Source organism: Bradyrhizobium sp. CCGB01 (assembly GCF_024199795.1).
GTDB lineage: Bacteria > Pseudomonadota > Alphaproteobacteria > Rhizobiales > Xanthobacteraceae > Bradyrhizobium.
In genome coordinates this window covers 4,231,343-4,245,623 of record NZ_JANADK010000001.1, presented here as the reverse complement: position 1 = coordinate 4,245,623, position 14,281 = coordinate 4,231,343, and the positions used below count along the sequence as shown (strand labels likewise).

Here is a 14,281-nt window from a genome sequence, read left to right as displayed (position 1 = left end):
CCTCACTCCACTGTCATGCCCCGCCACCGGGTCTCGCCTTCGGCGAGCCCGATGACAGGCTCCGGCGGGCATCCACGACTCTGCGGCACCAGTTGGCTTCCACAACGCCCGCCGCGGAGTACTGGATCATCCGCCTTCGCGGATGATGACAGCGGATGAGTGACCGGCAGACAGCTTACGCAAGCCCGCCGCGAAGCCTCCGGTCAATTGAGCGCAGCAGTTCACCTACCCGCCCGCCGCCGGGCGGTGCTGCCGGATAGCGCCGCAGGACCTCGACGAGCCTTGGCGTCGCGCGACGGACGGCGCGCTCGACATAATCGGCGCCGCCCCCGGGATCCCCAGCCGTTGCAAGTTCGACGGCCCGGGCCGCGTGGGCCGGCGCGCCGAGGATGTGCCTGACCTGGGTCGACCGCGCCAGGGGATGAAGATAGGCCGCAGATGAGGCGCTCATCGCCGCTCGCGCAGCCTGGCTCGCTGCCGCATCTTCGGCTTCCTTTGCTGCCTTCAGCGCTGCCCAAGCTGCATCGCGCAGGGCCTTTACCCGCTTGCCTCCCTGCGCGAACGTCCGCGCGGCTTCGACTGCGTCACGTGGACGAAAATCCGCGGGATACGATCGCTCGAATATCTCCAGCACGTCCGCGGCATTTTCCGCCGCATAGGCTGCAACCGCTCGGAGGTCCTCCATGTCCAAAGAGATTTCGTCTGCCATACTGCGTCCGCTCGCCACCAGTTCGGGCGCATGCCTATGAATGCTCTATGGCCGAATTCGGCCGCTCAAGCACAGGCCGCAGCTGGCCGGATCATGCGCGTTCGCGCACGATGACGGCGGAATGTGCTGTGACAGCGCGACCATCACCCCTCGAACGCGTCGATCGACGCCTGGCTGCCGCGCGAGACCAGCGTCTCGTCATGCGCCGGCAGCTTCTCTCCCCTGTCGCGAAACCGGTTGGTGATCGGATAACGCCGGTCGCGGCCGAAATTCCTGGGTGTCACCTTCACGCCCGGCGCGGCCTGGCGGCGCTTGTATTCGGCGACGTTGAGCAGATGGTCGATGCGCGTGACAATGTCGCGGTCGAAGCCGGCGGCGATGATCTTGTCGAGCGGCTCCTCGCGCTCGATGAGGCGCTCCAGGATGGCATCGAGCACGTCGTAAGGCGGCAGCGAATCCTGGTCGGTCTGGTTCTCGCGCAACTCCGCGGTCGGCGGGCGCGTGATGATGTCGGGCGGTATCACTTCGCCCGCCGGACCGAGCGCGCCCTCGGGCTTCCAGCCGTTGCGCAAGCTCGCCAGCCGAAACACCTGCGTCTTGTAGATGTCCTTGATCGGATTGAAGCCGCCGTTCATGTCGCCATAGAGCGTGGCGTAGCCGACCGACATTTCCGACTTGTTTCCCGTCGTCACCACCATCAGCCCGGTCTTGTTGGAGATCGCCATCAGCAACGTGCCGCGGGTGCGGGCCTGAAGATTCTCCTCGGTGATATCGGGCGGCAGGTTCTTGAAGATGCCGGACAGGATGGTCTCGAACCCGTTCACGGCTTCCGCGATCGGCAGCACCTCGTAACGGATTCCGAGATGGCCGGCGAGCTCGCCGGCGTCCGCGATCGAGTGGGCTGCGGTGTAGCGATAAGGCAGCATCACGCCGTGCACCTGGTCGGCACCGAGCGCATCGACCGCGATCGCCGCGCAGAGAGCAGAATCGATGCCGCCGGAAATGCCGAGCAGCACGCCGGGGAATCCGTTCTTGGCGACATAGTCGCGCAGGCCCAGCACACAGGCCGCGTAGTCGGCGTGGTCGCCCTCGGGCTGCCCGGCAATCGGCCCCGCGCAGCGCCAGTCGTCGCCGTTCCTGGTGAAGCGCAGTGTGGTGACGCTCTCCTCGAACGCCGGCAATTGCGCGGCGAGCGAGAGGTCGCCGTTGAGCGCGAAGGAAGCGCCGTCGAACACCAGCTCGTCCTGGCCGCAGACCTGGTTGAGATAGACCAGCGGCAGCCCGCTCTCGGTGACGCGCGCGACGGCGACCGACAGGCGCACGTCGCTCTTGTCGCGGGCGTAGGGCGAGCCGTTCGGGACCAGGATGATCTCGGCGCCGGTCTCGGCGAGAGTCTCGACCACGTTCTCGTAGTCCTCGGACTCCTCCAGCCAGATGTCCTCGCAGATCGGCACGCCGATGCGCACGCCGCGCACCGTGACCGGGCCGGCAGCAGGGCCGCACGAAAACAGCCGCTTCTCGTCGAACACGCCGTAATTCGGCAGATTGCACTTGAAGCGAAGTGCGGCGATGCGGCCGCCATCGAGCAGCGCGCAGGCATTGTAGAGCCTGCCCTCCTCTACCCAGGGCGTGCCGACCAACATGGCAGGGCCGCCATCGGCGGTCTCGCGCGCAAGCGCCTCGATCGCGGCGCGGCACGCGGCCTGGAAGGCCGGCTTCTGTACCAGATCTTCCGGCGGGTAGCCGGCGATGAACAATTCCGGAAACAGCACGAGATCGGCGCCGTCGGCGATCGCCTGCGCGCGCGCGGCCCGCGCTTTGGCCGCATTGCCCTCGATGTCGCCCATGGTCGGATTGAGCTGGGCGAGCGTCACCGCGAATGCATTGAGACGTTCGGTCATGGCCGCCGCACTCCGATCATTCTCTGGCAACAACCCAAAGCGCGATCAGCGCTTCAGAGGAATCCCAATCGCTCGATGATGGCGATGATCCAGAACGCACCGGCCATCAAGAGCGCAACGCCGACCGCGGCCGAGCCCATGTCCTTGACCCGCCCGATCTGCTTGTCGTGATCCATGGTCAGGCGGTCCGCGAGCTTCTCGATCGCCGTGTTGAGCAGCTCGACCGTCAGCACGAACGCAACCGAGCAGACCAGCTCGACCGCCCGCATCGCGGTCGCGCCGATGAACCAGGCCAGCGGCAGCGACAGCAGGAGCGCAAAAATCTCCTCGCGGACGGCCTGCTCCGAACGGAATGCAAAGGCCAGACCGTTACGGGAATTGATCGTGGCCTTCCAGATTCGCAGCAAGATCCTAGAGCCCCGCTGCGACCGGCATCGGCGTTGCCTTGCCGGCGCGCTCCTGCTTGAGGAGCTCCGCGATCAGGAAAGCCATGTCGATCGATTGCTCGGCATTGAGGCGGGGATCGCAGACCGTGTGGTAGCGGTCGTTGAGATCCTCGTCCGTGATCGCGCGGGCGCCGCCGATGCACTCGGTGACGTCCTGGCCGGTCATCTCGAGATGCACGCCGCCGGCGTGGGTGCCTTCCGCCGCGTGGATCGTGAAGAACGACTTCACTTCCGACAGGACGCGATCGAACGGGCGCGTCTTGTAGCCGGACGTGGAGGTGATGGTGTTGCCGTGCATGGGATCGCACGACCAGACCACCGCCCTGCCCTCGCGCTTCACGGCGCGGATCAGTCCCGGCAGATGATCGGCGACCTTGTCGGAGCCGAAGCGGTTGATCAGCGTCAGCCGGCCCGGCTCGTTGTCGGGGTTGAGCACGTCGATCAGCTTCAACAGCTCGTCGGGCTTGAGCGAGGGGCCGCACTTCAGGCCGATCGGGTTCTTGATGCCGCGGAAATATTCGACATGGCCGTGGTCGAGCTGGCGGGTGCGGTCGCCGATCCAGATCATGTGGCCTGAGGTCGCGTACCAGTCGCCCGTCGTGGAATCGACGCGGGTCATGGCCTGCTCGTAGCCGAGCAGCAGTGCCTCATGGCTGGTGTAGAAATCGGTGGCGCGCAGCTCCGGATGGGCCTCGAGATCGAGGCCGCAGGCGCGCATGAAGTTGAGCGCGTCCGAGATGCGGTCAGCCAGCTCCTTGTAGCGGCGGGACTGCGGCGAGTCCTTGAGGAAGCCGAGCATCCACTCGTGCACGCTGCCGAGATTGGCGTAGCCGCCGGTGGCGAAGGCGCGGAGCAGGTTCAGCGTCGCAGCCGACTGGCGATAGGCCATCAGCTGGCGCTGCGGGTCCGGCACGCGCGCTTCCTTGGTGAAGGCGATGTCGTTGACGATGTCGCCGCGATAGCTCGGCAGCTCGACGCCGTTCATCTTCTCGGTCGGCGAGGAGCGCGGCTTTGCGAACTGGCCGGCAATGCGCCCGACTTTCACCACCGGGACGGCGCCGGCATAGGTCAACACCACCGCCATCTGGAGCAGCACGCGGAAGAAATCGCGGATGTTGTTGGCGCCGTGCTCGGCAAAGCTCTCGGCGCAGTCGCCGCCCTGGAGCAGGAAGGCCTCGCCGGCCGCGACGCGGGCCAGCGACTTCTTCAGATTGCGCGCCTCGCCCGCGAACACCAGCGGCGGAAAGGTCGCAAGCTGCGCCTCGACGTCGGCCAAAGCCTTGGCGTCGGGATAATCGGGCACCTGTAGCACCGGCTTGCTGCGCCAGGACTCGGGCGTCCACCGCTCGGACATCGCAATCTCTCCGTGAAGCAAAAAAGTGCAACCTGATCTGGGGGTTGCGAGGGCCGCCTTATACACAGGCTCATCCCCGACCGCCAGTTGTAAATCCATTCCGCACTGCAAACCCTTGCGGGGAAAGCCGAATTCGCATTTGCTAGGGACCGCAGAAGAAACGGGCAAAACACCTTCCCCTCATGGACGCCGCACCGGACGACGTTTTCATCGACGAGATCAGCTTCCCGGCGACTGACGGGTATGGGCTGACCGGCACCCTGTTCCTGCCGCGCGGCACCAAGCGGCACGCCGTTCTGATCAACTCCGCCACCGCCGTTCCGCGAAAAATCTATCGTGGCTTCGCCTCCTATCTCGCCCATCGCGGCTGCGCGGTCATGACCTACGACTATCGCGGCATCGGCGACTCCCGGCAGCCGGCGATGGTCGGCTACAACCAGCCGAAATCGCTGGTCGGGTTCAAGGCCTCGATGTCGGACTGGGCCGCGCAAGACGTCACTGCGGCGGTGCGCTGGATGCGTGAGCGTTACAACACCCTGCCGCTCGCCTATGTCGGCCACTCCTTCGGCGGCCAGGCGCTCGGGCTGATCGCCAACAACAGTGAAATTTCGCGCGCCGCCTTCGTGGCCTCGCAGGCCGCGACATGGCGGCTGATGACATCGCCGGAAAAATACCGCGTCTTCGCCTTCATGAACCTCATTGGGGTGCCGCTCGTCCACGCGCTCGGCTACGCGCCGGGCTGGGCCGGCATCGGCGAGGACCTGCCCAAGGGCGTCTTCCTGCAATGGGCCGACTGGGTCTCCAGCCCGCGCTATCTGTTCGATTCAAAACTGCCGGCGCTGGAGAATTTTGCGAAGTTCAAAGGCGAGCTGCGTGCACTGTGCTTCTCCGACGATCCCTGGGCGACCCGCCCCGCCGTCGAGCTGCTCACGGGCGGATTCACCGCGATCAAGCCGGAGGTGCTGACGGTCAAACCGTCCGAGGTCGGCGCCAAGGCCATCGGCCATTTCGGCTTCTTCCGCCCCGAGCACCGCGACACGCTGTGGCGCGGCGTGGCGGAATGGATCCAGGGGGAGTGAGCCCGCGTTAGCGGATGATCGTCGTCAGCGACGAGTAACGCTTGTTCGTCCTGGTCTCGCTCGCCGAGAACTGCGCAAAGGCGTCGCTGACGCGAACGGCCGGCGGCGTATCGCCGGCGAAGCGGAATTCCTTCGGCCGCGGCGCGTAGAAGCTGGCGCGGTAATAGGCGTCGTCGAAGCGCGGCTCGCCGACGCCAAACAATGCGTCGCAGACGACCAGGAGCGCGTAGACTCCCGCCACCGCCGCAACGATCTCCCTGAAAACTGACATGCTGAAGCCCCACCCTTTTGCAGGCAGGATGCGGACTGGTTCCAAAGCCCAGGTTTAAGGCGGCAGCCTTCTTCTCCGCAGGGTTTGCCGCCGCTGAGCGGATTGCAGACAATTTTATCGATTTTGAAAAGAGAGCCCGCCTGATCGGATCAGGCGGGCTCCAGGCTTGGCCGATCGGGAGGGTTATCAGACGGCCAGGTTCATCCACACCGCCTTGGGCTCGGTGAAATTGTCGATCGCCGCGGTGCCGTGCTCGCGGCCGAGGCCGGAGTCGCGCTCGCCGCCCCACGGCAGCCGCACGTCGGTGTAGCCATAGGTGTTCATCCAGACCGTGCCGGCGCGCGCCCGCTTGGCAAAGCGCTGGAGTTTTCCGATGTCACGGCTCCAGACGCCGGCAGCGAGGCTATAGGCCGTGCCGTTGGCGATCCGCAAAGCGTCGGCCTCGTCCTTGAACTTGATGACGCTGAGGACGGGCCCAAAAATCTCCTCCTGCGAGATCCGCATCTCGTGGGCCACATTCGCAAACACGGTCGGGCTGATGAAGTAGCCGCGGTCGCCGACGCGCTCGCCGCCGGTGACGAGGGTCGCGCCCTCCTTCCGGCCGATGTCGACATAGTCGAGGATCGACTTCATCTGCTTCTCGGAGATGACAGGGCCGAGCGCCGTCTTGCGGTCGAGCGGATCGCCGATCTTGAGCGATTTTGCCCGCGCCGCGATCCGCTCGACAACCTCGTCATAGATCTTCTCCTGCACCAGCACGCGAGAGCCGGCCGAGCAGACCTGGCCGGCATTGAAGAAGATTCCGGAAGCCGCAGCCTTGCTTGCCGCTTCGAGATCGGCGTCGTCGAAAATGACGTTGGCCGACTTGCCGCCGAGTTCGAGCGAGACGCGCTTGAAGTTGCCGGCCGCACCCTTCATGATTCCACGACCCACGCCGGGCGAACCGGTGAAGGTGACCTTGTCGACGTCGGGATGATTGACCAGCGCGTCGCCGACGACGCGGCCCGGACCGGTGACGACATTGAACACGCCCTTCGGCAGGCCCGCCTCGAGCGCGAGCTCGGCGATGCGCAGCGCCGACAGCGAGGTCAGCTCGGCCGGCTTCATCACGACGGTGCAGCCGCAGGCCAGCGCCGGTGCGAGCTTCCACATGCCGATCATCAGCGGGAAATTCCACGGCACGATCGCCGCGACCACGCCGACCGGCTCACGCATTGTATAGGTCAGGGCATCGTCGCGCACCGGCACGACGTCGCCGCTGATCTTGTCGGCCCAGCCGGCGTAGTAGATCAGCGTGTCGACCGCGGCCGGAAAGTCCTGGCGCATCGTCGCGGAAATCGGCTTGCCCGCATCGATCGACTCGAGTTCGACGACTTCTTCGGCGTGCTGCTTGAGCAACTCCGCCCAGCGCATCAGGATCTGGCCGCGCTCGGAGGCGCGCATCGTGCGCCACGGGCCTTCGAAGGCCCGGCGCGCGGCGGCCACGGCGAGCTCGACATCGGCCTCGCCGCCTTCGGCGACGACAGCGATGACCTGCCCGGTGGCGGGATTGAGGGATTTGAAGGTACGGCCAGAGCTGGCGGGGACGCGGCGGCCGTCGATCAAGAGATGCTGCGGCCGGGCCATAAACTCGCTGGCGGGCGAATGCGCAAAGTCATATGCAACAGACATCATATTTCCTCCGTTTCTGGTATACCAGACTAAGCGGCTATTGGCTGGAGTAAATATGATATGATTTGCCAATGGGCGCCCCACATATGAAGTCTAGTTCATAAGGAGGCCCAATGCTTCAAATCGAGATCGAGGCCGTCTGGCGGTTTCGTCGGGAGGGCAGCCCGCGCACCGCCGTCATCATGCTGGGCGTGCTCAACGAGATCAGAAAGACCGGAAAGATCACGAGTGCGGCAAGCGATGCCCACCTCTCCTACCGGCACGTCTGGAATCTGATCGAGCAGTGGTCGGAGTTCTTCGGCACGCCGCTGGTCGAAACCCAGCGCGGCAAGGGTTCGAAACTCACGCCGTTCGGCGAGCGGCTGGTGTGGGCCGGCGAGCGCATGCAGGCGCGGCTCGGGCCGCAGCTCGAAAACCTGGCGCAGGAGCTCGCCAGCGAGATCAAGCCGTTCCTGGAGCAGCGCCCGTCCGTGATCCGCGTCCATGCCAGCCACGGCTTTGCGGTCGCAAAGCTGCGCGAATTCCTCGACCGCGAGCCCGGCATCGGCGTCGACCTGCGCTATGTCAGCAACCAGCATTCGCTGGTCGCGCTGGCGCAGGGCGCCTGCGACCTCTCCGGCCTGCATCTGCCGCACGGCGCGTTGCGCGCGCAAGGCGTCAAGGCGGCGCGCGAATGGCTCGATCCGCGCGAGGACCGCATCATCAGCTTCGTCACGCGCGAGATGGGCCTGATGGTCGCGCGCGGCAATCCGCTGCGCATTGCCGCGCTCAACGACCTCACCGGCCCAAAAGTCCGCTTCGTCAACCGCGACCATGATTCCGGCACGCGACTCTTGTTCGACCAGTTGCTCGCCGCAAGCGGCATCGACGAGAGCAGGATCAACGGCGCGCAGCAGATCGAGTTCACCCATGCCGCCGTCGCGGCCTATGTCGCCAGCGGCATGGCGGATGCGAGCTTCGGCGTCGAAGCGGCGGCCCGGCATTTCGGCCTCGATTTCATCCGCCTCCTCACCGAGGACTACTTCTTCGTCTGCAAGCGCGCCTTCCTTGATACCGGACCGATGCAGCGCATCCTCGAGATCATGCGCAGCGCCGATTTCCGCGCCGCCGTCGCCACCCTGCCCGGCTACGTGCCGTCGGATACGGGCGCGGTGACCGGCGTGAAGGCGTTTCTGGAGATGCACGCCGTGCGATGATGCCGTATGCAGGGCATGCATGCGGCGCAATCCGCCGGTCCAGCCGTCTGGACGAAGGCCGGCTTCCGTTATATCAACACGAATATAGCGAACGCCAGACGGCGCCGCGGAACAGGGTTTTGTGAATGTTTCAACGCCGCCGGTCTGCCGTCGCGCTCCGTCACGTCGCCTTCGAGGATCTCGGCCTGCTCGCGCCGATCATGGAACGCGAAGGCTGGAACGTGTCGTTCTGCGAGGCGCCGGTCGACGATCTCAGCCATTCCTCGATCCGGGATGCGGACTTGCTGATCGTGCTCGGCGGCCCGATCGGGGTCTACGAGACCGACAGCTATCCTTTCCTCACCAGGGAAATCGACCTGCTGGAGCGGCGTCTCGCCCATGGCCTGCCGACACTCGGCGTCTGTCTCGGCGCGCAGCTCATGGCGAAGGCGCTCGGTGCCCGCGTCTACGCCGGCGGTGTGAAGGAGATCGGCTGGGGATCGGTGACGCTGTCGGATGCCGGACGCGCATCCAGCCTGAGCCCGCTGGCCGAAGGCTCACCCGTCCTGCACTGGCATGGCGACACCTTCGATCTTCCCGATGGCGCCGCACGGCTGGCCTCCAACGAAAATTACGAGAATCAGGCATTCGCGTTCGGAAGCAATGCACTGGCGCTGCAGTTTCATCTCGAGGCCGATCCGCGGCAGCTCGAGGAATGGTATGTCGGCCACGCCGTCGAGCTCGCAGCCGCCAGGATTACGGCGCAGGAGCTTCGGGCGAAAACGGCCAAGGTCTCGAAGATCGTCGCGCGCCAGGCCGACCGCGTGTTCACGAACTGGCTCGGTCAGCTCCGGCATAGCGACGCTGCAAGCAAAACCGCACACGCAGGGTAGAAAACAATGGCGGAATATCCCCTCATCGAACTCTACATCGACGGACAATGGAAGCGCGCGAGCGGCCAGCCGATCATCAATCCTGCCGACGAGAGCGTGCTGGGCACCGTTCCCACCGCCACAAAAGCCGATCTCGACGACGCACTCGCGGCTGCCGAGAAGGGCTTTGCGATCTGGCGCAGCACGGCGCCCGCCAGGCGCGCGCAGATCATCCTGAAGGCGGCAGCGATCATCCGCGAGCGCGTCGATGTGATGGCGTCAGCGATGACGCTCGAACAGGGCAAGCCGATCGAGCAGGCACGGCTCGAAATCCTGCGCGGCTGCGACATCATCGAGTGGGACGCGACCGAAGGCCTGCGGCTCTACGGCCGCGTGATCCCGAGCGAGCCGGGCATGCGCCACACCGTGCTACGCCAGCCGATCGGCCCGGTCGCGGCGTTCTCGCCGTGGAATTTCCCGATGAGTTCGCCGGCCCGAAAAGTGGCCGGCGCCCTCTCCGCCGGCTGCTCGATCATCCTGAAAGCCTCGGAGGAAACGCCGGCCGGTGCCTTCCAACTGGTTCGCGCCTTCCACGACGCGGGCCTGCCGGCCGGCGTGCTCAATCTCGTGTTCGGCAATCCCGCCGAGATCTCGGACTATCTCATCCCGCAGTCGCGCATCCGCCTCGTCACCTTCACCGGCTCCATTCCGGTCGGCAAGCATCTCGCGGAGATGGCCGGTCGCCACATGAAGCCCGCAATCATGGAGCTCGGCGGCCACGCGCCTGTCATCGTGTGCGACGACGTCGATCCGGTCGCGACCGGGGCCGCCTCGGCCATCGGCAAATCGCGCAACGCAGGCCAGGTCTGTGTCGCACCGACGCGCTTCTTCGTGCAGGAAAAGATCTACGAGCAATTCGCACAATCCTTTGCCGAACGGGCCAGCCAGCTGAAGGTCGGAAACGGTCTCGATCCCTCGACCCAGCTCGGACCGCTCGCCAATGCGCGCCGCATCGATGCGATGGAAACGCTGGTCGCCGACGCCAAGGCCAAGGGCGCCCGCGTGCTCGCCGGCGGGCAGCGCATCGGCAATCGCGGTTACTTCTTCCCGCTCACCGTGCTTGCCGACCTGCCCGACAATGCCCGCGCCATGAACGAGGAGCCGTTCGGCCCGCTCGCCCTGGTCAACCCCGTGAAGACGCTGGACGAGGCGATCGAGAAAGCCAACGCCCTGCCTTACGGTCTTGCCGCCTACGCCTTCACGCGCTCGGCGAGCAATGCCGAGCGCCTCGCCGAGAGCGTCGAGGTCGGCAACCTCTCGATCAACCATTTCGTCGCATCGCTCGCGGAGACGCCGTTCGGCGGGGTGAAGGACAGCGGCTACGGGCGCGAGGGCGGCACCGAGGGCTTGCAAGGCTATACCGTGGTGAAGAACGTGTCACACAAGACGCTGTAGGACACATGATGCAAGGCAACGCGCTACAAGACAATTCACCGCGTCACCGGGACGGCAGCGCCGGCGACGCCAATTACGGCACCATCGGCAAGGGCTACGCGAACTTCCGCCGGCCGGACCCGCGCATCGCCGAGCTGATCGACGCCGCACTTTGCGAAGCCCGCACCATCCTCAATGTCGGCGCGGGCGCCGGCTCCTATGAGCCGGCCGGCCGCACCGTGACGCCGGTCGAGCCGTCGCAATCGATGCGGGCGCAGCGGCCGGCGCATCTTCCCGCCGCGATCGACGCTGTCGCGGAAAAGCTGCCCTTCGAGGACGCCGCGTTCGGCGCTGCGATGTCGACCTTTTCGGTGCACCAATGGAAGAACCTGAACGCAGGCCTCTCCGAGATGCGGCGGGTGACGCGCGGCCCGATCGCGATCATGACCTGCGATCCCCAGGAGCTCGATCGCTTCTGGCTCCACGCCTATTGCCCGGAGGTGATCGCAGTCGAGGCCGTCCGGTATCCCGCAATCCGGGATATCGCCGAAGGGCTCGGGGGCACGACGGACGTCCTGCCCGTCCCGATCCCGCTCGACTGCACCGATGGTTTCAACGAGGCCTATTACGGTCGGCCGGAAATGCTACTCGATCCGGCCGCGCGGCTCGCCTGCTCGGCCTGGAGCTTTGTTCCCGATGAAGTGGTCCGACGTTTCGAGGACCGGCTCGGCAACGATCTCGCCTCCGGCCGCTGGGATGAAGGGCACGGGCACTATCGGCAGCGCCCGACGTTTGTCGGTTCGCTCAAGCTGATCGTCAACCATATCTGAGCCGGCGGAAGCGCGCCGAAGCGAAAGACGCATGCTGGATATCCGGCGTCTTCGCCTTGTCCGTCGCGGGCAAGAGTGGCAATCTCGCGGGCGAACAGGCCAAGAGCTGCCAAGAGACTGCCAAGAGACCTCATCATGTCGCGCGCGAGCGCCAAATCGCTTCCCCAATTGAGCCTTCGCATCGACCTCGACGGCGAGGACCGGATCGGACCCGGCAAAATCGAGCTGTTGGAGCAGATCCGCGAGCACGGCTCGATCTCGGCGGCAGGCCGCGCCATGGACATGTCCTACAAGCGCGCCTGGGATCTCGTCGACGAGATCAACCGCATCTGCGGACATGCCGCGGTCGAGCCACAGGCCGGCGGCAAGAACGGCGGCGGAGCGATGCTGACGCCCTTCGGCGAAAAGCTTGTCGCGCGCTACCGCAAGATCGAGCGCGACGCCGCGCGTGCCGTGCACAAGGATTTGGAAGCGCTGAGGAGCGACATCGCCCGCTCGCGGAAATCGTGAACGGCGATCAGTTCGGTCGCACCGACATCTCCGGGATCGGCTGGGTCAGCGCCTCGCCGAGCAGCCCCTGCTCCGCCTTGGGGATCGAGAAGCGAACCTTGAAACCGTCCTCGGTCTGGAGCGTGATGATGCGCTGGGTCGTGTCGGTCGACTGCTCGATCGCCCAGGACGCCAGCGGATAGGCGTAGCGCAGGCTCTGGTCGCCGTAGCGGGCCTTCAGCGCCGCCTCCAGCAACCCGGGCAGCGTCATGATCAGCGCACCGACCTGGTTGAGCGAAACGCTGACCGCGGCAGGATTGCCGGACACATCCTCGAAGCCCAGCGAGATCGCACCGCCGTCGGCCGCTACCTCGCAGGTCGTGAGCTGCCTCACCTTGATTTCCATCGCCCGTCCCGGAACGCAGTTCGCTATATCCATCACGATATATCGATATGTCTACCTCCGTCCAGCCTGCTTTTCTGGAATTGATCGAACCGGCTGCCATGGCCGGTCCGGCGGCATCGTGATATATAGTTCGATATAACGAGGCCCGAATGGCCTGTTTCTGCAAGGGAGCGCAAAGCCTATGAGTGACTTCAATCTTCTCATCGACGGCAAGATGGTGCCCGGCGACCTGACCATGCCGGTTCTCAATCCCGCGACCGAAGAGGTGGTGGCGCAATGCCCGCGCGCCTCGAAATCGCAGCTCGACACGGCCGTCGCCGCGGCAAAGGCCGCCTTTCCGGCCTGGGCCGCGACACCGATGGAAGACCGCCGCAAGGTCGTGATCAAGATGGCCGATGTGATCGAGGCCAATTCGGGCGAGCTCGCGCGTCTGCTCACCTCCGAGCAAGGCAAGCCGCTGGCGGACGCGACCGGCGAAGTGCTCGGCATGGCCGGCTTCTTCCGCTATCTCGGCTCGCTCGAACTGCCGATGAGGGTGATCGAGAACTCCGGCGACCGCAAGGTCGAGGCCTATCGCCGCCCGCTCGGCGTCGTCGGTGCCATCATCCCCTGGAACTACCCGCTCCTGATCCTCGCCTTCAAGCTTCCCTCCGCGCTGCTCGCCGGCAACACGCTGGTGGTCAAGCCCGCCCCGACCACGCCGCTCGCGACGTTGCGCTTTGCCGAGCTGATCAAGGATGTCGTGCCGAAAGGCGTGCTCAACTTCATCACCGACGCCAACGATCTCGGCGGCGAGATGACCAAGCACCCCGACATCCGCAAGATCTCCTTCACCGGCTCCACGGCCACGGGGCAGAAGGTGATGGCGAGCGCGGCGCAGACACTCAAGCGCATCACGCTGGAGCTCGGCGGCAACGATGCCGGCATCGTGCTCGACGACGTCGATCCGAAAAAGGTCGCGCCCGGCATCTTCGAGGGCGCGTTCCAGAATTCCGGCCAGGTCTGCCTCGCCATCAAGCGGCTCTATGTGCACGAGTCCGTCTATGACGAGCTCTGCAACGAGCTGGTCGCGATCGCCAAGAACACGGTGGTCGACGACGGCTCCAAGCAGGGCACCAAGCTCGGGCCGCTTCAGAACAAGATGCAGTACGAGAAGGTGAAGGCGTTCCTCGAGGACGCGCACAAGAACGGCAAGGTGGTGGCCGGCGGCGCGGCGATGGACCGTCCCGGTTATTTCATCGAGCCGACCATCGTGCGCGACATCCAGGAGGGCTCAAAGCTGGTCGACGAGGAGCAGTTCGGTCCCGTGCTGCCGCTGATCAAATATTCCGACAAGGATGACGTGATCCGCCGCGCCAATGCCACCACCTACGGCCTCGGCGCTTCGGTGTGGTCGTCCGACATCAAACGTGCGCACGAAGTCGCGACGCAGCTCGAGTCCGGCACGGTCTGGATCAACAAGCACCTCGACATGGCCCCGCACATCCCGTTCGGCGGCGCCAAGCAGTCGGGCATCGGCACCGAATTCGCCGAGGAAGGCCTCGCCGAATTCACCCAGCTCCAGATCATCAACGGTCCGCCGGCGGCCTGATCCGACACCCGGGGCCGCGGCGAAACCGCCGCGGCCCCATTTATTTTCAGAGC

14 protein-coding genes are annotated in these 14,281 nt (G+C 65.5%); 7 read left to right on the top strand and 7 right to left on the bottom strand.

Annotation, left to right across the window (positions count from 1 at the left end; translation table 11 throughout):
* Positions 1-175: 175 nt before the first annotated feature.
* The 4 genes from NLM25_RS19335 to NLM25_RS19320 all read right to left on the bottom strand — a co-directional run bounded on the left by NLM25_RS19335 (position 176) and on the right by NLM25_RS19320 (position 4,410).
* Positions 176-685, bottom strand: a complete 510-nt coding sequence (locus tag NLM25_RS19335) for a putative immunity protein (protein WP_254138000.1) — start codon at positions 683-685, stop codon at positions 176-178.
* Between the two features lie 167 nt (positions 686-852).
* The gene (locus tag NLM25_RS19330) at positions 853-2,610 is read right to left on the bottom strand and encodes an NAD+ synthase (protein ID WP_254137999.1); all 1,758 of its coding nucleotides are present in this window, start codon (positions 2,608-2,610) and stop codon (positions 853-855) included.
* 53 nt (positions 2,611-2,663) lie between these two features.
* On the bottom strand, positions 2,664-3,017 hold the full coding sequence (locus NLM25_RS19325; protein WP_254118431.1) for a diacylglycerol kinase: 354 nt from the start codon (positions 3,015-3,017) through the stop codon (positions 2,664-2,666).
* Positions 3,018-3,021: 4 nt separating this feature from the next.
* Positions 3,022-4,410, bottom strand: a complete 1,389-nt coding sequence (locus NLM25_RS19320) for a class II 3-deoxy-7-phosphoheptulonate synthase (RefSeq protein ID WP_254118430.1) — start codon at positions 4,408-4,410, stop codon at positions 3,022-3,024.
* A gap of 182 nt (positions 4,411-4,592) precedes the next feature.
* Between NLM25_RS19320 and NLM25_RS19315 the strand changes: the two genes are divergently transcribed.
* Positions 4,593-5,489, top strand: coding sequence for an alpha/beta fold hydrolase (locus tag NLM25_RS19315; RefSeq protein ID WP_254137998.1), 897 nt, complete (start codon positions 4,593-4,595; stop codon positions 5,487-5,489).
* Between the two features lie 7 nt (positions 5,490-5,496).
* Here NLM25_RS19315 and NLM25_RS19310 read toward each other — a convergent pair whose 3' ends face one another.
* Entirely contained in the window at positions 5,497-5,760 is a 264-nt protein-coding gene (locus NLM25_RS19310) for a hypothetical protein (protein WP_254137997.1), read from the bottom strand.
* Positions 5,761-5,946: 186 nt separating this feature from the next.
* The gene (locus NLM25_RS19305; RefSeq protein ID WP_254141217.1) at positions 5,947-7,431 is read right to left on the bottom strand and encodes an aldehyde dehydrogenase family protein; all 1,485 of its coding nucleotides are present in this window, start codon (positions 7,429-7,431) and stop codon (positions 5,947-5,949) included.
* 113 nt (positions 7,432-7,544) lie between these two features.
* Here NLM25_RS19305 and NLM25_RS19300 point away from each other — a divergent pair, with 113 nt between their 5' ends.
* From NLM25_RS19300 to NLM25_RS19280, 5 genes are all read left to right on the top strand, one after another.
* Positions 7,545-8,627: a substrate-binding domain-containing protein gene (locus NLM25_RS19300; protein ID WP_254137996.1), complete on the top strand. Its 1,083-nt coding sequence runs from the start codon at positions 7,545-7,547 to the stop codon at positions 8,625-8,627.
* 125 nt (positions 8,628-8,752) lie between these two features.
* Positions 8,753-9,499 (top strand): glutamine amidotransferase, encoded by a 747-nt coding sequence (locus tag NLM25_RS19295; RefSeq protein WP_254137995.1) that lies wholly within the window; start codon positions 8,753-8,755, stop codon positions 9,497-9,499.
* A 6-nt stretch (positions 9,500-9,505) separates the two neighbouring features.
* Complete coding sequence (locus NLM25_RS19290) at positions 9,506-10,933, top strand: NAD-dependent succinate-semialdehyde dehydrogenase (RefSeq protein ID WP_254137994.1); 1,428 nt, start codon at positions 9,506-9,508, stop codon at positions 10,931-10,933.
* A 5-nt stretch (positions 10,934-10,938) separates the two neighbouring features.
* Complete coding sequence (locus NLM25_RS19285) at positions 10,939-11,742, top strand: class I SAM-dependent methyltransferase (RefSeq protein ID WP_254137993.1); 804 nt, start codon at positions 10,939-10,941, stop codon at positions 11,740-11,742.
* A 135-nt stretch (positions 11,743-11,877) separates the two neighbouring features.
* On the top strand, positions 11,878-12,252 hold the full coding sequence (locus NLM25_RS19280; RefSeq protein ID WP_254137992.1) for a winged helix-turn-helix domain-containing protein: 375 nt from the start codon (positions 11,878-11,880) through the stop codon (positions 12,250-12,252).
* Positions 12,253-12,259: 7 nt separating this feature from the next.
* On the opposite strand, the gene NLM25_RS19275 is transcribed toward NLM25_RS19280, so the two are convergent.
* Positions 12,260-12,637 carry a hypothetical protein gene (locus NLM25_RS19275; protein ID WP_254137991.1) on the bottom strand — a complete coding sequence of 126 codons (378 nt, stop codon included), beginning with the start codon at positions 12,635-12,637 and terminating at the stop codon, positions 12,260-12,262.
* A gap of 181 nt (positions 12,638-12,818) precedes the next feature.
* Here NLM25_RS19275 and NLM25_RS19270 point away from each other — a divergent pair, with 181 nt between their 5' ends.
* Positions 12,819-14,228 carry an aldehyde dehydrogenase family protein gene (locus tag NLM25_RS19270; protein WP_254137990.1) on the top strand — a complete coding sequence of 470 codons (1,410 nt, stop codon included), beginning with the start codon at positions 12,819-12,821 and terminating at the stop codon, positions 14,226-14,228.
* Positions 14,229-14,281 lie beyond the last annotated feature (53 nt).

Bases quoted from the DNA above. Each gene is read 5' to 3' on its own strand.
- NLM25_RS19335 (WP_254138000.1), bottom strand. From the start codon at position 685: ATGGAGGACCTCCGAGCGGTTGCAGCCTATGCGGCGGAAAATGCCGCG.
- NLM25_RS19330 (WP_254137999.1), bottom strand. From the start codon at position 2,610: ATGACCGAACGTCTCAATGCATTCGCGGTGACGCTCGCCCAGCTCAAT.
- NLM25_RS19320 (WP_254118430.1), bottom strand. From the start codon at position 4,410: ATGTCCGAGCGGTGGACGCCCGAGTCCTGGCGCAGCAAGCCGGTGCTA.
- NLM25_RS19315 (WP_254137998.1), top strand. From the start codon at position 4,593: ATGGACGCCGCACCGGACGACGTTTTCATCGACGAGATCAGCTTCCCG.
- NLM25_RS19310 (WP_254137997.1), bottom strand. From the start codon at position 5,760: ATGTCAGTTTTCAGGGAGATCGTTGCGGCGGTGGCGGGAGTCTACGCG.
- NLM25_RS19305 (WP_254141217.1), bottom strand. From the start codon at position 7,431: ATGTCTGTTGCATATGACTTTGCGCATTCGCCCGCCAGCGAGTTTATG.
- NLM25_RS19300 (WP_254137996.1), top strand. From the start codon at position 7,545: ATGCTTCAAATCGAGATCGAGGCCGTCTGGCGGTTTCGTCGGGAGGGC.
- NLM25_RS19295 (WP_254137995.1), top strand. From the start codon at position 8,753: ATGTTTCAACGCCGCCGGTCTGCCGTCGCGCTCCGTCACGTCGCCTTC.
- NLM25_RS19290 (WP_254137994.1), top strand. From the start codon at position 9,506: ATGGCGGAATATCCCCTCATCGAACTCTACATCGACGGACAATGGAAG.
- NLM25_RS19285 (WP_254137993.1), top strand. From the start codon at position 10,939: ATGATGCAAGGCAACGCGCTACAAGACAATTCACCGCGTCACCGGGAC.
- NLM25_RS19280 (WP_254137992.1), top strand. From the start codon at position 11,878: ATGTCGCGCGCGAGCGCCAAATCGCTTCCCCAATTGAGCCTTCGCATC.
- NLM25_RS19275 (WP_254137991.1), bottom strand. From the start codon at position 12,637: ATGGAAATCAAGGTGAGGCAGCTCACGACCTGCGAGGTAGCGGCCGAC.
- NLM25_RS19270 (WP_254137990.1), top strand. From the start codon at position 12,819: ATGAGTGACTTCAATCTTCTCATCGACGGCAAGATGGTGCCCGGCGAC.